The following is an 18,466-nucleotide window of genomic DNA, read 5'->3' as shown; positions in this document are numbered from 1 at the left end:
CCATGGTCTCGTCGGTTCCGGGTACGCCGGGCGTATCGGTTTACATTAAACTTACTCTGGAGTAAGTTCGTTGTCGACACCGTACCCGCAATGTGATTCACACGGGGGACACTGGGCGAGCACGGTCACACAACACGTCGAGCACAGAGAAGGTAGGAACAGTGGCAGCCAAGAGCAAGGGTGCACCCAACCTCTACGGATCCTTCATCCACTCCGCCCCCGGCGCGTTCCTGGCGAGCAAGCTGGGTCTGCCCCAGCCGGCGCAGCTGCGCCGCTACAAAGCGGGCGAGCCCGCACTTCCCGGCCCGGTCCTGCTGGGCGGCAAGGGCCGACTCGCCGAGCCGATCCGCGCGCTGCTCTCGGACTACACCGTCGCGGACTCGCTCGACTCGGGCACCAAGTACGGCGCCCTGGTGTTCGACGCCACCGGCATCGACTCCATCGACAAGCTCTCGCAGCTGTTCGAATTCTTCCAGCCCGCGATGCGCAACCTCGCACCTTCGGGGCGTGTCGTGGTCATCGGCACCACGCCGGAACTGGTCGGCTCGGTCGACGAGCAGATCGCCCAGCGCGCGCTCGAGGGCTTCACCCGCTCGGTCGCCAAGGAACTGCTGCGCGGCGCCACCGGCCAACTCGTCTACGTGCACCCCGAGGCGGGCGCCGCCGCGACCGGCCTCGAGTCCACCCTGCGCTTCCTGCTCTCGGGCAAGTCGGCCTTCGTCGACGGCCAGGTCATCCGGGTCGGCAAGGCCGATTCCGTCGCCCCGGCCAGCTGGGACAAGCCGCTCGCCGGCAAGGTCGCCGTCGTCACCGGTGCCGCCCGCGGCATCGGCGCCACCATCGCCGAGGTCTTCGCGCGCGACGGCGCCACCGTCATCGTCGCCGACATCCCTGCCGCCGGCGAGGCCCTGTCCGAGACCGCCAACAAGGTCGGCGGCACCGCCCTGGCCCTGGACGTCACCGCTCCCGACGCCGCCGAGCGTCTCGCCGAGTTCGCCACCGAGCGTTTCGGCGGCATCGACATCGTCGTGCACAACGCCGGCATCACCCGCGACAAGCTGCTCGCCAACATGGACGAGGGCCGCTGGAACTCGGTCATCAACGTCAATCTCGCTGCCCCGCACCGCATCACCTCCGGCCTCGTCGCCAAGGGTGTGCTCAAGGAGGGCGGCCGCGTGATCGACGTGTCCTCCATCGCCGGCATCGCGGGCAACCGCGGCCAGACCAACTACGGCGCCTCCAAGGCCGGCGTCATCGGCATGGTCGACGCCGAGGCCCCGCTGCTGTCGGAGAAGGGCATCACCATCAACGCGGTGGCCCCCGGCTTCATCGAGACCGCGATGACCGCCGCCATCCCGGTCGGCACCCGTGAGGCCGGTCGCCTGATGAGCTCGCTGCTGCAGGGTGGCCAGACCGTCGACGTCGCCGAGACCATCGCCTACTTCGCCAGCCCGGCGTCGAACGCGGTGAGCGGCAACGTGGTTCGCGTCTGCGGGCAGAGCCTGATCGGCGCCTGATGACCCAGACCATCACCCTCTCCGAGGTTCCGAAGAACGGCGGCCTGTACGCGAAGGCGGCGCTGGGCGCCGTCCCGCTGCCCGCTCCGCTGTCGGGTCGCCAGCCGACCCTGCCCGACCGCCGCGTCGTCCTGGACGGTTTCCAGGTCGACCCGGATCACCTGGCGGCGTACTGCCACGCGACGGGCCTGCGCTTCAGCGACACCCTGCCGCTGACGTACCCGTTCATCCTGGCGTTCCCGCTGGCGATGCAGCTCGTCGTCGCGCGGGACTTCCCGTTCAGCGCGGTCGGCGCGGTGCATTTCGAGAACGTCATCGAGCGCACCAGGGAGATCTCGGTAGCCGAGCCGCTCGATTTCACGGCGCACATCGAGAACCTGCGGGAGCACCCGAAGGGCCTGCTGGTCGACGCGATCACCGAGATCCGCGTCGGCCGGGAGCTGGTCTGGCGCCAGGTCACCACCTTCCTGCACCAGCAGCGCACCTCCCTGTCGGGCGGCCCGAAGTCGGCGCCCCCCGCCGACGAGGTCCCCCCGCCGCCGCTGCGGGTGCAGCGCGTCGATCAGAAGATGATCAACCGCTACGCCGCCGCGTCGGGCGACCACAACCCGATCCACGTCTCCGGCCTCGGCGCCAAGGCCATGGGCTTCCCCAAGACCATCGCCCACGGCATGTGGTCGGCCGCGAACATCCTCGGCACCATCGAGGGCCGCATCCCCGAAAAGGCCACCTACACGGTCAAATTCGGCAAGCCGGTCTTCCTGCCGTCGTCGGTGAACATCTACGCCGAGCAGGTCGGTTCCGGCTGGGACCTCTCCATGCTCAACCCCAAGAAGGGCTACCCCCACCTCACCGCGACCCTGCGCTGAGCTCCGGGACCGACGGGCCGCACATCCACACCGGATGTGCGGCCCGTCTGGGTATCCAGCTCATCCGCGTTCGTCGAGCCCCGGGGATTCGAACCCGAGGACCAACAGTTCTGTCAGCAGCGCGGGAGTCAGCTCGGCACGTAGTGCTGGGTGCTCCCACAAGCACGTCAGCGCTTCACACAGTTCCACTGATCCGACGCCCCATGGGTCGACGGGTATCAGCCGAGGCTCGTTCGGTTCTCCGGCGCGTCGCCGGCGTGAGCCGAGGAAGCCTGCCTTCCGGTCCCGCCGCACGCTCGTGCTGTCGCACGCAATGGTGATGGCATCGCCGGTCGATGTCTCCGTGATCCCGATCTCGGTGATGCTGTCCCAGGCGAACTCCCACTCCTTGCCGGGCAAGCGCATGCCGAGCGAGGTAGGGGAGAGCGAGAGTGTCGTGGGCGGCGGTCTTCGTCGGCTTTTCTTTCGTAGCGATCGGTCTGGTGATCGGCGAACCGACGCTCCCGTGAGCACGTCGCGGTAGGCGCCTCGATCGAGCATTCTTGGAGGACACCGGCTTTCGTACGCTCGTGCTCGTCGGAATCGGGAGCAGGTCGATTCCGATCCTACCGAGAACAGCCGAAGTACCAGCGCCACAACACATCCCGACGCACTTCGACCACGGAAATCCCGGCTGCCCTTCGTCCGCCCAGTGCATTTCACCTGATGATCGTTTGGCTCGAAGTGGTGTGGCGGAGGCGTTGTGAGGACAGCGATGGCAATCGCGATGGCGACCTGGTCGCTGACGGTGGCGGTAGCAGGTCGGGCGGTTCGTAAATCGTCACTGTGACAGAGGAGTACAGAGGTCTCGTGGTGCTGTGCTTTGCACAGCGTTCCGTCCGATTCGACCCGGCTACATTGCAGACATCAAACAGGCAATCATCAGCGTGCTCTCGCGCAGCCTTCGGCCGTGAAGTGCGTCCCCAGCTGCCGATATCGTATTGCAGTGGTGCTCAATCGGATTAGAACCCCGCCGAGACCACCCGACCCGACCCGGGCACCGGCGGCGGCGTCGACCCCGGCACGGGCGCCGGCGCGTAGTCGCGACCACTGGAAAAGGCTACGAACCCAGCGAGTGCGTAGCCTTTCTGCTTGTCTGCCAACGCCTCTCAGCTGCGCCGGGCGGCCCGGAGTCCATTGACGTAGGCGGCGACGATCCGAAGATCACCTTCCGACAGTCCGGACAGGTCGACGATTCCCTCGGTGGACTGCGGTCGTTCCTGCTCGATCTCGACCGGCTCCAAGCCCGCTTGTGCCAGCAGTGGCTCGGCATCGATTCCGACGGCTGCCGCCATCGCCTGCAGCGTCTCGGCCGTAGTGCTCGCCTGAACCTTCTGGCCGCGCTTGTACTGCGTGCCGTTCTCGACCTGCGTCCACAGGCTAGTGCTGATTCGTGCTGCCTTCGCGGCGCGGTCCATCGACATCTCGCGCTCCTTGCGAGCAAGCCGCAGGGTGGCGCTGACCTCGGGCGGGACCACCGCGCTCCGTTGTCTCACCATGTAGTCATGGTAGCAGATTGTTTGCACTGATGCATGAAGTGTATGTAGCGAAGTGCAGCTCGAACGAGCTTCGCAACATGGCCAGCTGGCGGCCGATCCTAACACTACACAGCCATAGGCCTTGTATTGCAACCTAATTGGAGAGCAACGGATTTGGCCTCCGCTTGACATAGTCGTGATAACAACGTTGCATACAACGAGTGTTGAATTGTGGGTCTCGGCAAGGGGGGTCCACTCGACGCCGCCCCGGGCGAAACCTTCCCGGCTGAGTAGTGCCGCCGAAGCGCCCGGGGTGCAGACCCGCTAGCGACTGAAGGAGTAATTACATGGGTACGAGCGATGCCGTGACGGCGTCGAACCGCGCGCGTGAGGATTCGTGCGGTGTGACCCCGCTGGACAGGTGGTTCGACGATGACCACCTCTACCTCGATCGAGATGCCGCGCGCGAGCTCGCGCGGATGCTGGGGGACATTCCCGATCTGGCCGAAGATCTGGCGGATGCGCGGACGCGGCAGACCCGGTTCGGTGCGGTGGACTATCGGACGCGCAATGGAGCCAGGGAGCAGCGCCTGCCATTCAATCCGGCGGCCGCGAGGGTCGAAGACGAACTCGGGGCGGTACTGGTCTCTTGGGTTCGGCTGGTCTGCGAACAGCGCGATCACACCTATGACGGCGCGGCGAGCATTTCCGGAATGGCGGAGTGGCTGCAACGCAACATCATTGCCTTCGCTATGACGGAAGGTGTGGAGGGTGCGCCCGCGGAGATCGGTGCGGCGATCGAGGCGGCCGAAGCGATCGTCTGCCCGCCCGCCGATGTGTCGAACGCGGACGCGGAGCTCGTCGTCCGCGCCAGGGCTGTGCGGCTCAATGCCGCTGGAATCGGCAAGCTCGCACAGCAATTGGGTGATGGCTACCGGAACCTGAACGCGCGGCGGGTGCGCACGCTCCGTGCGGCGGGCCTGGTTCAGCCGGTGCCCGGTCCGTGGGCTCCCGACTGGCCGGAGCTGTATGTGGTCGGCGAGGTGCTCGACGCGCACCGGGCGCTCCCGGTGCGCCACCGTGTGAAAGATGCTTAGTGAATGCAGTACCCGAGCGGGCCGTCGGCCGACTGTGGCCGGCGCCCCGCCGCCGTTTCGAGGGTGGAAGGTGGTGTGGATCAGTGTCGGAACCATCCCGAATCGCTTATGCCGCGCCATATTTCGCCTCGAACGTCCCGTCGGTGGATTGGAAAACATGGCCCTGAGCAGTGATTTCGCATGGATCGGAACAGTGGGTTGACAGACGACGTCCGGTGTTGCAAGATAGTCGCAGCGGGATTTTGCATGTCCAAAACCATTAATTCCCAGCTGATTTCACGTCAAGTGATCATCGCCACCCGAGATCCTCACCGAAGCCAACGTTTGGCTCGACGGTAGAGTGGGTAGGTGCTCTCGACCGAGGGTCTGTACATTTCGGCTGCTGGGTGAGGTTCCTGTGTCAGGTGCATTCGATGCGTTCACTCCCGACGACTCGGGCAATCCGGCCGACGCACAGCAGCGCAACGAGAGCAGTCGATCCGCACGGAACATCGACAACTCGGTACCGGCTGGCAGGAACCGGGCCGGGCATGTCGACCTCGCGGACATCTGCGTAGAAGACCTCCACGCAGTGGCCGGCGCGGTCGATCGATGGCGGTCGCTACGAGCGCCGTTCATTGTGACACAACACATCTCGCGGTGAGTTGACATCGTGCGTCCGAGCCGGTCCGGACGCGGCAGATCGGTGTCATCGGCAAGTGTGAGAGTTGTGTTCCATGGGTGGTGAAGGTGAGTCGGACGCGATAATGCCTGACCGACAAGATATCGCGGTGCAGCGCAACGGCTTCAACGCTCAGGAAGTTGCGTTCAGCCAGGGGATTCGGGTCGATTCGGTCGTCGTGTTCGACTTCGTCTCGTACTGGTCCGTCGTCGATCGCGCGGTCCTGATCCAAGCCGATCTGTCGGGTCACGTCCGGAACGAGGTGATCGCGCACTCCGTCGCTCACATCGAGATGGCGGAATCACTGGAACTGGCAGCGGCTCTCGACGGCGAACTGTGGCGGGGGCGGATCGAGATGAAGGTCCACCACGTCGTCGCCCGGCGCCTGATCCCACTCGGTGACCTTCGTGATGCGTTGGAGATCGGCAACAACCTGTCCGACGTCGCGGCCGTGCTCGGCGTGACAGAATTCCTGCTCGGGTGGCGTCTGCAGCACCTGACGGACGACGAGTTCGCGATGATCCCGGTGCACCTGCTGAACCGCCTGGGGTGGCTACCGGGCATGCCCTCGGACTATCCCTATCTCTGTCTGTGGCCGACATCCAGTTCGGGTGAAATGCTGCGCCAGTTGGCCCCCGGCCGACACCACAAATAGCCACAACCAAGACTGCCGAGCCCTCGGTCCGTGAAAACGGAGCGAGGGCTTCGTCGTTGGCGGGTGCCCCTGCGGCTGCCGGTTCAGATCCTGCCGCCTGCCCGCCCTGACGCGCCCGTCTTCCGCAGCTCGCCGTCCACATCGTTTCCGAAAGAGGTACCTCCCATGTCGTTGTGGTCTCCGAAGGGATCGCCGCGTCCCAGCCGTGACCCCCGCATCATCGATGTGCTGGTGGTCGGCGGCACCTGGAACCCCGGTGGCGACGGGGTCACCGCAGCCTTCACCGAAGCACTGAACAAGTCGATGTTCCGCCCGCGTATGGTGCCGTACCCCGCCGATTACGGCACGCACGTCAGCTACGCCGACAGCGTCGCCGAGGGCAGGCGCGCGCTGCTCGCCGCGATCGACCACACACCGAATCCGGTGGTGCTGGCGGGATATTCACAGGGCGCCGCGGTGGCGGGCGATCTCGCGGCGGAGATCGGACGCGGTGAGCATCCGGGCCGAGAGGTGATCGCGTGCGCGCTGATCGCCGATCCACGCAGGCCCGCAGGCCGCTACCTCGGTGACATCGATCCCGGCGGCCACGGCGTGGTCGGAGAACGCCCGATCGACGGCATCCCCGCCTACTGGGCCGCGGCGCCCGGCGATCCGATCACCGCCTTGCCCGCAGGCAATCCCCTGCGGACCATCGCGGACCTGAGCGCGTTCTTCAGCTTCGCCAGTGCGAGCGCCGCGGTGCGCTGGGCGCAGCGAATGCTGGACACCGCGACCCGGAACCAGTTGCAGCGCTGGTGGTCGCCGGCGAACTGGCGGCACTGGGCAGGTGCTGTCGCCTACGCCCGCGGATACCTGTTCGACGGCAGACACACCGACGACTACGTCCGCCACGGCCACGCTCGCGCGCTGGCCCAGGCCCTGAACCGCGATGTCGCCGAAGGGCGAATCTGACATCCGCGATCCGTGGAAAGGAACCTCCAAATGCGAATCGGCAACGTGCCGGAGCCCGCGCTGATCCGGTCGGTACTCGTGGCCGTGACCGGCGTGGTGGCGTATCTCATCGGCCGCGAGGTCGATGCGGCCTGGGTCGAGACCCTGCTCACGCTCTACGGATTGGCGACGCCGCTGATCGCCGGGGCGGTGATCAGACCCGCGGTCACGCCGGTGTCGGGATCGGCGGGTGAATCGCGTGGCATCGTGGTTGAGCCCTGAATTCGTCCAGGCGACCGGCGTCGCGGTAGCCACGGTCATCGGTGCGGTAACCGCCTGGCAGACGAGGGAAGTCGCCAAGTTGCGTGAGCGCGTGGTCGCCCTGGAACAACAGGTCGCCGACGACAAGTTGCGATTCCGCGACGCGATCCGCCTGATCCGCGCACTGCAACGCCACATCGACGAACTTCTCAGCTTCCTGCGCCTGCACGTCCCCGGCCAGGAACCCCCGGTGGCCCAATACAAGATCCCGGCCACCCTCCAAGAAGAGATCTGACGGCACCACCACGGTGCCGTTCCTGAACCGCATGCGGCAAGCCCCCGGAGAACACTCGATACGGTGCGGGATTCGAGCCCGCCGCATGCCGCGCCCCTGATGCGCCCGTCTCCCGCAGGTGGTCTGCGGTCGAGACGCCGTCGCTGCGTCAGAGGCGCACGTCCCGCCCTCGGCAACTTCCCCTCATCCCCCCGAGGGCGGGACCACAAACCTCCACCAAGCAAGGAGTGAGTCCATGAGTTGGACAGGAGACCCAGTGTGGCTCGCCGACGTGCTGCGCGATGCCGGACTGGACGTCATCGAACACGAAGGCTGGCGCGACCGAGGCCACGGTGACTTCCGCGACCTGCGCGGAGTCCTGTGCCACCACACCGCGGGCGGCGGCAGGAACGACTGGCGCATCGTCCAGGACGGCCGCGCCGACCTCCCCGGCCCGCTGGCCCAGCTGGTCCTCGAACGCGACGGCACCTACCGCGTCGTCGCCGCGGGCGTCTGCTGGCACGCGGGCCGCGGCTCCTGGCCCGGCTGGCCCACCGACAACGCCAACTACCACGTGATCGGTATCGAGGCGGTCTCGCGTGGCGACGGAACCGACTGGACCCCAGCGCAACTCGACGCCTACAAGCGTGGCTGCGCGGCCATCCTGGCCCGCATCGGCCGCTCCGCCGAGGACTGCGTAGCCCACCGCGAGTACTCGCACGAAGGAAAAATCGACCCCGCCGGTATCGACATGGACGCATTCCGCCGTGACGTACAGGCATTCATCGACGGAGAGGACGCCCCGATGAGCGCATCCGAAGTTGCCCAGATCCAGGACTTCATCACCGCCTTCTGCGGCCCGATCGGCACCGATGTCAAAGACATTCGCGAGCAGCTGTGCGGTAGCCAGCAGCGCGACGCCGGCATGTTCGCCGGCTGGGAACAGCTCGATGGCATGACCGTCGTCGACGCCCTGGCCGATGTGCTGGACCGCCTGAAGGCCCTCGAAGCTCCCCGCACCTGACGCGCCCTGCCCGTCCCCTCGCACGACGGAAGGAGGTGAATTCCATGCTTCCTGTCCTTCTCGAACTGCTCGAGCTGGCCGTGGTCCTTGCCCCGGTGATCCTGCCGCTGCTCGGCCTGTCCTGACTCCACACCCGCAACCACACGAAGCCCGGCCAGTAGGCACGGGCTCTTTTCATGCCCAAGCTCGGGAGGCTCCACCACATGTCCGGCAAGGAAATCATCGGCTCGGTCGACTTCAGCGCCAACGAAGCATCGACACCGGAATACGTTCAGACCGAATCCGGACAGCTGGTCACTCCCGAGTTTCTGGCACTCCTCCAGCAGACCCTGTCCGGCAAGCTCGCCGAGCCGGACCACGACGACGAACTCGATCCGCAGGTTCGCGCACTCGCAGAGGAACTTTCGGTCATCCACCTCCCCGAGTGGACCAGCCCCGTCGGCCGCAAGCTCGCGGAGCCGACGGTCACCTCGATCAAGCAGGCAACCCGGGTAGCCGAATACCTGATCAAACGCGGCGTGCGCGTGCACCCCGAACTCGAAGAAATCAGGTGGGTCCCGACCCCAGCGGGCGCCCCTGGCGCGTTCGACACCGGCGCCCACATCACCCCCGACGCCGAAGGCAACTGGCCGACCCCCGACGCCGAGCAGTTTTACGACTTCGACGAGATCTCGGTGAAGCAGGTCGAGGGGAGCGCGTGGTACGCGACCCATCCCCGCGGGATCGCGTGTGAGGGGAAGACGAAGTCGGAGGCGTACGCGGCGATGGTCGCCGAGCTGCGCCGCCGGATCGATGATGCGTCGGATGGCCCGAAATGAGCGTCGCATCGGATTGGGTGACTGCCGGTGCGGCCTGGCGCGCTTCGCTGACACCACTGGGTGCCGAATCGGCGGGTGATCAGGAACGTCAGTCACGGGTGTTCAACCACTCCGGGATGACCCCGGCTGCTGCCGCGCGAGCATACAACCGGGTGCTCTCGCAGCGTGAGCTGACAGCCCAAGCGGTCCATGCCGAGAGTTCAGTCGCGAAATTCGTCAACGATCAGGGACCGTCCAGCGACTTCCCGGGTTCGACAGTCCAGGTTGCGGATCCGATCGCCGAGGAGCCCAGAATCGACTACGGGGGACATAACTACGCCGGTGGTATGCCGCCGGAAAAGAAGCCGGATCCTCCGAAACAAGACAATCAAGTTCCTGCCCCGCCGCCGACGTCCGCGCCTCCGCCTCCGGCCAATGGCGGTGCGGCTCCAGCTGCCGTCCCCCCTGCCGCAGCTACCGACACGCCCGCGCCGCAAATTCAGCCGCAACCGGGGGCTGCAGGCGGGGACGGCGGAAAAGGCGTTGACGATCCAGCCCCCTCGTGGATCGACCTCCCGAACACGTCGGGTCATGATGTGGGTGACGAGTGGGAAGGCACGTACGCAGGCCGTCCCGTGACGTTCTCGATTCCAGAGGGCAACGGCACCAACACTGTTGACATCGTCTTCGACAATGGTGATCGGTGGCGGGTTGCTTCCGATGGGGAAGGCGGTGTCCAGCGCTGGCATGACGACGCCGACGGGCGATCGTCGTATTTGTCCAGGCCGAGTGCCGAAGCTGAAGTTTATGTCGAAAGCTTCGACCATACTTCGACGTCAGGCGCGCCGACCGGAATCTCCGGTGGAAACTCCGACCTGAGTGAAACGCATTCGCCGGTGTACGACGAAAACGGCAACCTCATCGGGGTGAATGTCGGTGTCGCGAATGGGGATGGGCTATGGGACAACCAGTACAGGGATATTTTCGGAAATACCGCATTCAGCCGGACTGTAGCAACCGGTGACGGCGGCTACACGTCTGTAGATGCCGGCAAGGTTGATTACAACGGCAACGGGTATCGGATCGATAATATAGATGCGCGTTGGGATATCTACCCCGACGAGAATGGCAACCCGGTATGGCGGCGGCTCAACACCGGGACTGCGGGTTATGAATTCAAGTATCAACAGGGTATCAATTTTGTCCACGAGCTTCGTAACGATCGTGGGCAGGTAGTCGACATGACGGTAGCCGGGCCGGACGGTCAACCGGTGAAACGCCTGTTCCGGATCGCTGATGTCCTGGTCTCCGGGAATCGTCGAACCGAAGGCACATTCGGGTACGCATTCCGCGACGAGTCTGATAGTCGCCGAGGCGAATTGCAGTTCCTTCCCGACGGTGGAATGCGATTGAAATACGATGGCTACCTGGTCGAAGAATATAGCGCTGACGGCGCTCTGCGCCGGAGTTTTAATCGTCAAGGTGACCGCACCTTCAATGACTATGTCAAGGCTGAAATCTTCAGCGGTGTCACTCGCGGTGGGAAAGCAATGGTTGAAGGGGTTGGTGCGCTATCCGGTGTCAACGACATCATCAACTATTCCAACCAAGCACGCGGATCTGACTGGCGCCTGACCACACGGGAAGAAGCATTTACCGGGATGGCCACCGGTATCGAGGAGATGGTTTCGACCAATTTTCGTTCCCTCAGAACACTCGGGTATTCCACAGGCGCCGCGCTCGCCGGCGCGCAGTCCTGGAGCGAATCATGGCGGGATATCCGACGAGACTTCGGAGCCAACTGGAACGCCAACTCGAAATTCTGGCTCGGCGCCGACTGGGAGGGCGTCACGTACGACAACTTCTTCCAAACCCTCGGACAGGCGGGATTCGGCGCAGCAATGGTGGTAGCGCCGACTAAAGGCGCCACCGCACTGGTCGCCCCGGGTCGGCGAGGTCTACCCGCACCAGCGACTCAGACAGGTCTTCGCCCTGGCGGGACTAACCGGATTATTCCCACCGATACACCCAACCCAAAAATACCTCATATCCAGAATTTGTCGACGATCAAGCAAGTGCTGGCGAATCAATCGGACTCACTCAAGAAATGGGCACAGGACATAGGACAGAAATCTATTGGTGTTATCGATCAGGCTGTTGAAGTTCTTGGCGGAAACCAGCCAGCCATGGCGGGCATGCCCTCCGGAGTTTTCCGCCACAGTAATAGTACGCCAGCCGACACGTTTGCCATGAGTAGCCCGGCCGGGAAACCTGGACAGGGCGTGCTCCCGGCAAAGAAGAATGATGCGGTACATTCCGAGGGCACGCCGGGTGCGGCGGAGAGCTACGCCGGAGAAATCGACGCCGCAGGGCGTTTCACCGATGTCGCCGATTCCCTGCGCGTCCTCGAATTAGAAAGCCAAGGGCATGGACCCCAGCGGCATCTGCATCCCACGGATGGACAACTGCAGTTGCGTCTGGGCACTCCGCACATGACGGGCAACCCGCCCCGTGCGAACTTCCAGCAGGACGGATATGTAATCGCCAGGAACAAGATTGATCCGGCGAAGGGGCCAGTCGAGCTGCTCACTCGCGACCGGTACATGGACAAGTACGCAACCGACGCACACGGAAACCCGAAGAAGCATAAGGTCGGGTCGTTCTCGACGGCGTTCGGCGATGCGCGCAGCTTCGCGGCCGCCGAATCCGCTGCGCGTAGTGAGATTCCCTTGGGCAGTACTAAAAGCCGAGAAGTCGTGCTGCTTACGGCGGAGCAAGTACGTGCTGCGATCGGTGACCTCGGTGTTGCGAAACTACGTGGCTATTATATTGACCCGGTCAACCCTATGACGGGAACGCGTGTAAACTTCAAGCAGGTCGACTTCACCGATGCGGAAATCCTGGCGATATATGATCTCGGTCCCGGGGGCGAGTGGAAGTTGACCACCATGTATCCCGAACCGCTGAAGGTATTTAACTCATGACCAAATGGTGGCAGAACATTCCGAACCTTGACCGTGTGCAATGGCCGATCTTGGTCATGCATTACCCTGAGTTCGGTGATGAGATGTGGCGTTTCGCGCCGGAGCTACGTGCCGATCTCGAAAAGGACCCGGAATATCAGCGCCAGGTGCGCGAAGCACTCGACTACATCATTGCCCGGGGCACTACCCCGGACGAATGGCTCGAGCGCACCTCTACCTGGTTCTTCGACCAGCAGGAACTGGACGAGTACCTGACGGCATTCCATGACTACCTGTTCGGCGGTCGTCCGGAGCCGATCTACCCCCCTGACAATGAACGGCTCCCGCCCGAAGCCGAGATCGAAACTTATTCAGGAGAGGTTGAGTGAACGACCCGAACCAACGCGTCGGACCATGGGCGACACGTTTCGAATCGGAGCGCGCCCTCATCGTCGCCGACGATGCTGCACGCACTCAGGCCCTGCGCGACCATGACCTGACACCAGTACTGCGCTTCGAAACGGTTTATGGTGCTGGGCCTTTCGCCGACAAAGCTACGGCAGTCGGCTTCGACCAAAGCCACCCAGTAGCGCCCGACGGCAGCTACAACTATGTGCGGGGCGACTTCGGAGCGGGGCTGGTGTACGCGGTCTACCGCCCGGTCCCGCACGCCGTCATCGGACCAGGTCCCGCCGGATTACGCGACCTGGCCAATACCACCATGTGGCCGTACCCCGGCGGCAGGCTCGACCCGACAACGGTTTCGCTCTCCTCGCTTGGTCTCGACGCCGAAGGCATCGATCGGCGGTTCGTACACTTCTGTGCCGCCGGCCTGGGCGTGGAGGCCGTTGACGATCTCCACGAACTCCGCCCCACCCTGCACCTGGCGTGGCCAGACTACCTGGACACGATCCGCGCCGGCCTGACCCACCTCGTCCAACACCGACCGATCGATCCGCAGACCTGGTACGAGCTCACCTACATCCGGTTTGCCAGTCAGGATCAACTCGCGCTCTACCTGGCCCAGATCTACGCCTACTTGTTCGAGGACTTCGATGCGATGCCCGTCGCGCCGTAGTCCTGGAGTCGATTTAGACGCTCTCCCGAGTGGTGCAGCACGACAAGGGCCGTCGGCCTCGGCCGGGGTGCGATGGGAAGGGGTAATATCAATTGTCGACCATCGATCGTCCCCTGGGGGACTCGGCCATTGTCCTGCAGCAAACTCTGTGGCAGGACATTGCGGATGATTCGGTGCGCAGCGCTCAGGAAGAATGGCATCGCATTGATGCCACATTTGTTCTGGCGGCCGACCATGCTTTTTTTCGGTTAGCGAGGACCTGCCACAGGAGCTGGGGTTCGGGTCCGGGATGACCTGCTGGCGTCGCCTACGCGACTGGCAGGCCGCCGGGGTGTTCGAGGCCATGCACACCACGATGCTCGCCCACTGCCACCGCGCGGGACTGATCGATGTCGCCCGCGTCATCCTCGACGGCTCACACGTGCGGGCCAAAAAAGGGGCACCGACACCGGCCCCAGCCCGGTCGACCGCCGCAAAACCGGAGCGAAGCACCACATCCTGACCTGCGGCAACGGCCTCCCGCTCGCGGTCGTACAGTCAGCGGCCAACGTCAATGACCATCTCGTGCTGCCCGAGCTACTCGACCGAGTGCGGCCGCTACGCGGACGCCCCGGGCGACCACGCGCGAAGATCACGACCTTGATCGCGGACAAAGGCTACGACTATCCGCGGGTCTACGACGAGCTCGAGCGCCGGCGGATCACCGGGTATATCCCACGCCGCGGCACCCGCGACAAAGTGACCGCCAGCCGCTGGATTGTCGAGCAAACACTGGCCTTGCTGCACCAATACCGACGCTTGGCCGTCCGTTGGGAACGCCGGACCGACATCCATCAGGGATTTCTCGACCTCGCCGCTGCGCTGATCTGCTGGCGACGACTCAGCAATCGAACCTGAGTCGGGGAGGGTAGAGCTTGAACACGTCGAGACGATAGACAAATTGCCTCCGCTGAAGTATAGATTCGTTTCTGTCGCCCCCGACTTTGCGGCGAGTCCGGTTGAGGCAGACCGTGTCCTGATAAGAGGTGCACAGTACGTGGGAGGGCGGCGCCTGTCGCGAGCCTGGCGCGAACCATTGGACGGCGCGGCAAGGATTGGGAATTGGATCTATATCCCGGAGGTAGCGGATGGCGGGGATGAACTGCGCGTCTTCTCGGCGCTGAACTCCGACCTATCCGCAGTCCTGCAGCCTGCGTGGCCGATTGAGGTTGTGCAGGAAGGCGCACTGAGACACGCTTACCAAGCCGCGATTTCGGCAGCCGCGGTGGAAATTTGGCGCGCATGACCAGAGGTAGACGCATTGCAGACCTGTGCGGACGCACAGTATGTATCGTCGTAACTCCAACGGGGACGGGAATCTGAATACGATGTACCCTGAACCGAAGGAGATGAACTCATGACGAAGTCCAGTAAAGTGACTGGCATTATGAAGGACCTCATATCGAGCGAAGCATCGTCAAATCGGGCCATCGGCGACAAGGTCCGAATCGGAAGATGCTTTTGTAGTGGAACATAATTTTGCCTGAGCCCGAGTGATTCGCGATCGCGATCTGGCGCCGATTCTTTCTGAGGCGCGTACGGATTGGCACCTTTCAACGGCAAAGCGGCCGTTTTCGAAGGAAGTACGTGAGATTGTGAAGCGTGTAAGGAAGCAGGAGCAATGAGCGTCACTGAAAGTTCGGACGACTGCGAGGACGATCGTCACGTTGCAGCCCTGTTGGGCATAACCGAGGAGCAATCTGCGGGCAGAGCTGGATGAGGTGGGCCGTTTCCTTGCTGGTGATTACTCTGGGCTCGAAATGTTGCCAGTCGGCGAACCGATCGATTTGTCTGGGCTGAAAAAGTCAGAGTTGGTAGAACTATTCGGAAAATGTGATGCAGGCTGGCAAGCTGCGGTCTTGGAACTAGCAAGTCGACTCTCCGGTCGAGAAGACGATGAGCTGGTACCGATATTGTCCAGACTGGCTACGATGACAATGCTACGGGACGATCGAATCGACAATTACGCCTCGATGTCTTGGCATGTTGTGCACAAATTGCTGTCGACTGGGTCGGAGGCAGGACGAAGTGCGGCGCGGACTGTCTTGAAAACCTACGACGTGGATGAGCGGGCGGACATATTGCAATGGCTCCAATACAACAACGTCGAAATTTAGAGTTCATCGTCGGCCATCGGGTTGGTTGATCTACTTTGTGAGGCACGCCGGTTGGGTCGCAATGAAGAAGGGAACGTGATTCGTATGTCTGTGGGATACAGGGTAGCCGGTCGACCTGCGTTGGAGACAGAGGTCGATTGACTCGCTGCTCATTTGGGGGTGACGCTTCCCGTCGACTACCGCGCATACCTTCTAGGGTGCGATGGTGGCTGGATGGAAGATAATGATCAGGTAGTCGATGAGGTATTCGGCGTTCGTGCGGATATTGGCGAGGGTGTGAGCATATGGGACAAACTCGAGGTATACGAGGGTAGGGTTCCTCGCTGGTTCCTCCCAGTCGCACGCGATTCCTACGGCAATCTCTTCGCTCTATCCTTGAGACCGGAAGATCACGGGACGGTTTGGTTCTGGGATCATGAAGAGGGAGATGGCAATGATGATCTTCCCCCAACAGGGCGAAATATTTCAATAGTCTCTAGTTGCTGGTCGGAATTTATTGCAAATCTCACCCCTCGATAAGTCTGCAGATTTGGCCGATGGGACGGATCGCGGATCATGTTCGCGCAATTTTAATACGACGTGCGTTAATTCGCCGGTTCGGGCAGATGTTGCTTGTATCGGAATTGCCTGAGAAATCATCCCGATCGGTTGGCGGTCGGGATTCTTCATGCCCAAATTTTGGTCTCAACCACTTTCTGTTCAAGGACTTGACATGAATGAAAAGATATTGTTTCCTGATATTGAACAAACTTTGGTCGATTATCTGACGGTACAACTCGCTGCGGTATCCGATTCCGCGACTGTGGTCACCCGGGTCCCCGACCCTCGCCCCACCCGCATGGTGCGAGTAACCAGAAACGACCGAAAAGCCCGAGTCGATGTCGAGGATCGGGAGGGTCGCCGTAGCGCCCAGTTGATTCTCGATCGTCCTCGCGTCGTTCTCGAATGCACCGACGACGCCGGCGCCGCGGCAACCCTTGCCGCGCTTGTGCGTTCGATCCTGAGTGCAGCCGCTCCCGGCTACCTGGGCACCGTCTGGTGCGACCAGGTCGAGGATGCCGGCATGGAGAACGACACCGATCCGGCGACTGCCGCTCCGCGGTACACCCTCGTCGCCGACCTGATTGTGCGAGGCACCGTCCTCGCCTGACTCCCTGCGGAGTCGAACAACTGAAGTACCCATCCCGAGGGCCTGCGCAACAATCCCAAGGGAGTAAAAACAATGGCTCTGCCTTCCAGCAACTACATCGGCGCCGGTACCCCGAACCTGGCCGTTTCCGGCGGTGTCCTGGTGGCGCCTCTCGCCACCAGCCTGCCCACCACCGCGGCCGGCGTCATCGACCCCGCGTTCAAGGCTCTCGGCTACGTTTCCGAGGACGGCATCGAGTCGCTCGGTGAGCGCAAGGTCGAGACGGTCAAGGACTGGAACGCCGATATCATCGCCCAGCTGCAGACCGAGCACTCGGTGCGCTTCGGCCTCACCCTGTACGCGGTGTGGGACCAGGACGTGCTCAGCGAGATCTTCGGTGAGAACAATGTGACCGCCACCGCGGCCACCCCCACCTCGGGCAAGCTGATCAATGTCAAGGAAACCGGCATCGTGCTGCCGCGTCGCTCGTGGGTCTTCGACATGAAGACCGAGGACAAGAAGCTGCGCATCGTTCTGCCGAACGCCAAGATCTCGTCCATCACCGAGAAGAAGTTCGTGTCGAACGAACTGGCCGGCTTCACCATCAATGTCGAGGCATTCAAGGATGACTCGGGCGTCAAGGCGTACCGCTACCTCGACGACGGCATCAAGACTGCCTGATTAAAGCCCCCAACGGCGGCGGGTAAAACACCTATGCGCAGGCCCGCCCGCCGCCCGTTGGGCCCTTCTCATCTCTGAAACCACTCAACTCGAACTACGAAAGGGTCTGCTACCCATGACTTCTCCTGCTGCTCCCATCAAGGTCGCCCAGCCGGCCATCGTGAAGGACGACTTCACCTACACCGTCGACGGCGCCGATATCGTCCTGCCGTCGCTGTCCTACCTCAAGCCTGGTCTCGTGCGCCGGATCCGTCGCCTCGGTGATGTCGACGCGATGTACACCCTGCTCGAGCTGAGCCTGGCGCCCGAGGCGCTCGCGGTGCTCGACGACATGGATCCCGACGCCTACCACCAGCTGCTCGAGGCGTGGCGCGCGCACTCGGGGCTGAGCCTGGGGGAATCCTAAGCCTCGATGCTCTTCTCGAAGAGCACAGCGAGGCAATCGAATACGACCTGATCGTGCTGGGGCTCCGGCTACGGATGCTCGGCTCCGACGTACTCGGTTGGGCCGACCTGCTAGCGATCGTGAGGCATCTGCCGCTCGAGTCGGCGTTGCTGCGGGTGATGTACCCGGAGGGCAGTCGCTGGCAGACCGCTGAGCATCTGTTGGCCGATATTGCCGACAGCCTGCGGTGGTTGGCGTGGGCGCGCACCGATGACGGCCGACGTGGACGTAATCGGCCGGAGCCGATCGCTCGCCCCGGCAGGAAGTCGGATCGCGAACGTGTCGGCACAGCAACGGAACTCGATCAGATGAACGACTTCCTCGGCTGGAACGGCTAGGTGGCTGCAGCCCCGGAGCGGTCGAACGCAGAAAGTGGATACCAATTGTGAAGAAGAAACGCCCAACGGCGATG

Annotated in this window: 20 protein-coding genes; 18 read left to right on the top strand and 2 right to left on the bottom strand. The window is 63.2% G+C overall.

Features of this window, described 5'->3' with window-relative positions; genetic code table 11:
• Positions 1–161 precede the first annotated feature (161 nt).
• Both NV348_RS14410 and NV348_RS14405 read left to right on the top strand, forming a co-directional pair.
• Positions 162–1,517: a 3-oxoacyl-ACP reductase gene (locus NV348_RS14410; RefSeq protein WP_447147406.1), complete on the top strand. Its 1,356-nt coding sequence runs from the start codon at positions 162–164 to the stop codon at positions 1,515–1,517.
• Positions 1,517–2,386 carry a MaoC family dehydratase gene (locus NV348_RS14405; protein WP_447147405.1) on the top strand — a complete coding sequence of 290 codons (870 nt, stop codon included), beginning with the start codon at positions 1,517–1,519 and terminating at the stop codon, positions 2,384–2,386. The genes NV348_RS14410 and NV348_RS14405 overlap by 1 nt, the downstream gene beginning before the upstream one ends.
• Before the next feature lie 60 nt (positions 2,387–2,446).
• Here NV348_RS14405 and NV348_RS14400 read toward each other — a convergent pair whose 3' ends face one another.
• Positions 2,447–2,791, bottom strand: coding sequence for a hypothetical protein (locus NV348_RS14400; RefSeq protein WP_447147404.1), 345 nt, complete (start codon positions 2,789–2,791; stop codon positions 2,447–2,449).
• 743 nt (positions 2,792–3,534) lie between these two features.
• Positions 3,535–3,924 (bottom strand): helix-turn-helix domain-containing protein, encoded by a 390-nt coding sequence (locus NV348_RS14395; protein WP_447147403.1) that lies wholly within the window; start codon positions 3,922–3,924, stop codon positions 3,535–3,537.
• Positions 3,925–4,250: 326 nt separating this feature from the next.
• On the opposite strand from NV348_RS14395, the gene NV348_RS14390 reads away from it, so the two are divergent.
• From NV348_RS14390 to NV348_RS14315, 16 genes are all read left to right on the top strand, one after another.
• The gene (locus NV348_RS14390) at positions 4,251–5,000 is read left to right on the top strand and encodes a hypothetical protein (protein WP_447147402.1); all 750 of its coding nucleotides are present in this window, start codon (positions 4,251–4,253) and stop codon (positions 4,998–5,000) included.
• A 746-nt stretch (positions 5,001–5,746) separates the two neighbouring features.
• Positions 5,747–6,316, top strand: coding sequence for an ImmA/IrrE family metallo-endopeptidase (locus tag NV348_RS14385; protein WP_447147401.1), 570 nt, complete (start codon positions 5,747–5,749; stop codon positions 6,314–6,316).
• A gap of 165 nt (positions 6,317–6,481) precedes the next feature.
• Positions 6,482–7,267, top strand: a complete 786-nt coding sequence (locus tag NV348_RS14380) for an alpha/beta fold hydrolase (protein WP_447147400.1) — start codon at positions 6,482–6,484, stop codon at positions 7,265–7,267.
• A 30-nt stretch (positions 7,268–7,297) separates the two neighbouring features.
• A complete protein-coding gene (locus tag NV348_RS14375) occupies positions 7,298–7,528 on the top strand; it encodes a hypothetical protein (protein ID WP_447147399.1) in 231 nt (76 codons plus the stop codon).
• On the top strand, positions 7,506–7,802 hold the full coding sequence (locus NV348_RS14370; RefSeq protein WP_447147398.1) for a hypothetical protein: 297 nt from the start codon (positions 7,506–7,508) through the stop codon (positions 7,800–7,802). The genes NV348_RS14375 and NV348_RS14370 overlap by 23 nt, the downstream gene beginning before the upstream one ends.
• A 235-nt stretch (positions 7,803–8,037) precedes the next feature.
• Entirely contained in the window at positions 8,038–8,805 is a 768-nt protein-coding gene (locus tag NV348_RS14365) for a peptidoglycan recognition protein family protein (RefSeq protein WP_447147397.1), read from the top strand.
• Positions 8,806–9,008: 203 nt separating this feature from the next.
• A complete protein-coding gene (locus NV348_RS14360; RefSeq protein ID WP_447147396.1) occupies positions 9,009–9,623 on the top strand; it encodes a hypothetical protein in 615 nt (204 codons plus the stop codon).
• Positions 9,620–12,586 carry a hypothetical protein gene (locus NV348_RS14355; RefSeq protein WP_447147395.1) on the top strand — a complete coding sequence of 989 codons (2,967 nt, stop codon included), beginning with the start codon at positions 9,620–9,622 and terminating at the stop codon, positions 12,584–12,586. Before NV348_RS14360 ends, NV348_RS14355 begins: the two co-directional genes overlap by 4 nt.
• On the top strand, positions 12,583–12,954 hold the full coding sequence (locus NV348_RS14350; RefSeq protein ID WP_447147394.1) for a hypothetical protein: 372 nt from the start codon (positions 12,583–12,585) through the stop codon (positions 12,952–12,954). Before NV348_RS14355 ends, NV348_RS14350 begins: the two co-directional genes overlap by 4 nt.
• Positions 12,951–13,643 carry a hypothetical protein gene (locus NV348_RS14345; protein WP_447147393.1) on the top strand — a complete coding sequence of 231 codons (693 nt, stop codon included), beginning with the start codon at positions 12,951–12,953 and terminating at the stop codon, positions 13,641–13,643. The genes NV348_RS14350 and NV348_RS14345 overlap by 4 nt, the downstream gene beginning before the upstream one ends.
• 294 nt (positions 13,644–13,937) lie before the next feature.
• Positions 13,938–14,540, top strand: coding sequence for an IS5 family transposase (locus NV348_RS14340; protein ID WP_447151036.1), 603 nt, complete (start codon positions 13,938–13,940; stop codon positions 14,538–14,540).
• A gap of 1,418 nt (positions 14,541–15,958) precedes the next feature.
• Positions 15,959–16,318, top strand: a complete 360-nt coding sequence (locus tag NV348_RS14335) for an SMI1/KNR4 family protein (RefSeq protein ID WP_447147392.1) — start codon at positions 15,959–15,961, stop codon at positions 16,316–16,318.
• 193 nt (positions 16,319–16,511) lie between these two features.
• Positions 16,512–16,949 carry a hypothetical protein gene (locus NV348_RS14330; protein ID WP_447147391.1) on the top strand — a complete coding sequence of 146 codons (438 nt, stop codon included), beginning with the start codon at positions 16,512–16,514 and terminating at the stop codon, positions 16,947–16,949.
• 72 nt (positions 16,950–17,021) lie between these two features.
• Positions 17,022–17,609, top strand: a complete 588-nt coding sequence (locus NV348_RS14325) for a phage tail tube protein (protein ID WP_447147390.1) — start codon at positions 17,022–17,024, stop codon at positions 17,607–17,609.
• 115 nt (positions 17,610–17,724) lie between these two features.
• Positions 17,725–18,015 (top strand): hypothetical protein, encoded by a 291-nt coding sequence (locus NV348_RS14320; protein WP_447147389.1) that lies wholly within the window; start codon positions 17,725–17,727, stop codon positions 18,013–18,015.
• Positions 17,976–18,392, top strand: coding sequence for a DUF5361 domain-containing protein (locus NV348_RS14315; protein ID WP_447147388.1), 417 nt, complete (start codon positions 17,976–17,978; stop codon positions 18,390–18,392). The genes NV348_RS14320 and NV348_RS14315 overlap by 40 nt, the downstream gene beginning before the upstream one ends.
• Positions 18,393–18,466 lie beyond the last annotated feature (74 nt).

The organism is Nocardia fodinahabitans (genome assembly GCF_052983615.1).
This window is presented reverse-complemented; position numbering and strand designations above follow the sequence as displayed.

Bases quoted from the DNA above. Each gene is read 5' to 3' on its own strand.
- NV348_RS14350 (WP_447147394.1), top strand. From the start codon at position 12,583: ATGACCAAATGGTGGCAGAACATTCCGAACCTTGACCGTGTGCAATGG.
- NV348_RS14375 (WP_447147399.1), top strand. From the start codon at position 7,298: ATGCGAATCGGCAACGTGCCGGAGCCCGCGCTGATCCGGTCGGTACTC.
- NV348_RS14390 (WP_447147402.1), top strand. From the start codon at position 4,251: ATGGGTACGAGCGATGCCGTGACGGCGTCGAACCGCGCGCGTGAGGAT.
- NV348_RS14400 (WP_447147404.1), bottom strand. From the start codon at position 2,791: ATGCGCTTGCCCGGCAAGGAGTGGGAGTTCGCCTGGGACAGCATCACC.
- NV348_RS14365 (WP_447147397.1), top strand. From the start codon at position 8,038: ATGAGTTGGACAGGAGACCCAGTGTGGCTCGCCGACGTGCTGCGCGAT.
- NV348_RS14395 (WP_447147403.1), bottom strand. From the start codon at position 3,924: ATGGTGAGACAACGGAGCGCGGTGGTCCCGCCCGAGGTCAGCGCCACC.
- NV348_RS14330 (WP_447147391.1), top strand. From the start codon at position 16,512: ATGAATGAAAAGATATTGTTTCCTGATATTGAACAAACTTTGGTCGAT.
- NV348_RS14385 (WP_447147401.1), top strand. From the start codon at position 5,747: ATGCCTGACCGACAAGATATCGCGGTGCAGCGCAACGGCTTCAACGCT.
- NV348_RS14405 (WP_447147405.1), top strand. From the start codon at position 1,517: ATGACCCAGACCATCACCCTCTCCGAGGTTCCGAAGAACGGCGGCCTG.
- NV348_RS14325 (WP_447147390.1), top strand. From the start codon at position 17,022: ATGGCTCTGCCTTCCAGCAACTACATCGGCGCCGGTACCCCGAACCTG.
- NV348_RS14355 (WP_447147395.1), top strand. From the start codon at position 9,620: ATGAGCGTCGCATCGGATTGGGTGACTGCCGGTGCGGCCTGGCGCGCT.
- NV348_RS14320 (WP_447147389.1), top strand. From the start codon at position 17,725: ATGACTTCTCCTGCTGCTCCCATCAAGGTCGCCCAGCCGGCCATCGTG.
- NV348_RS14380 (WP_447147400.1), top strand. From the start codon at position 6,482: ATGTCGTTGTGGTCTCCGAAGGGATCGCCGCGTCCCAGCCGTGACCCC.
- NV348_RS14360 (WP_447147396.1), top strand. From the start codon at position 9,009: ATGTCCGGCAAGGAAATCATCGGCTCGGTCGACTTCAGCGCCAACGAA.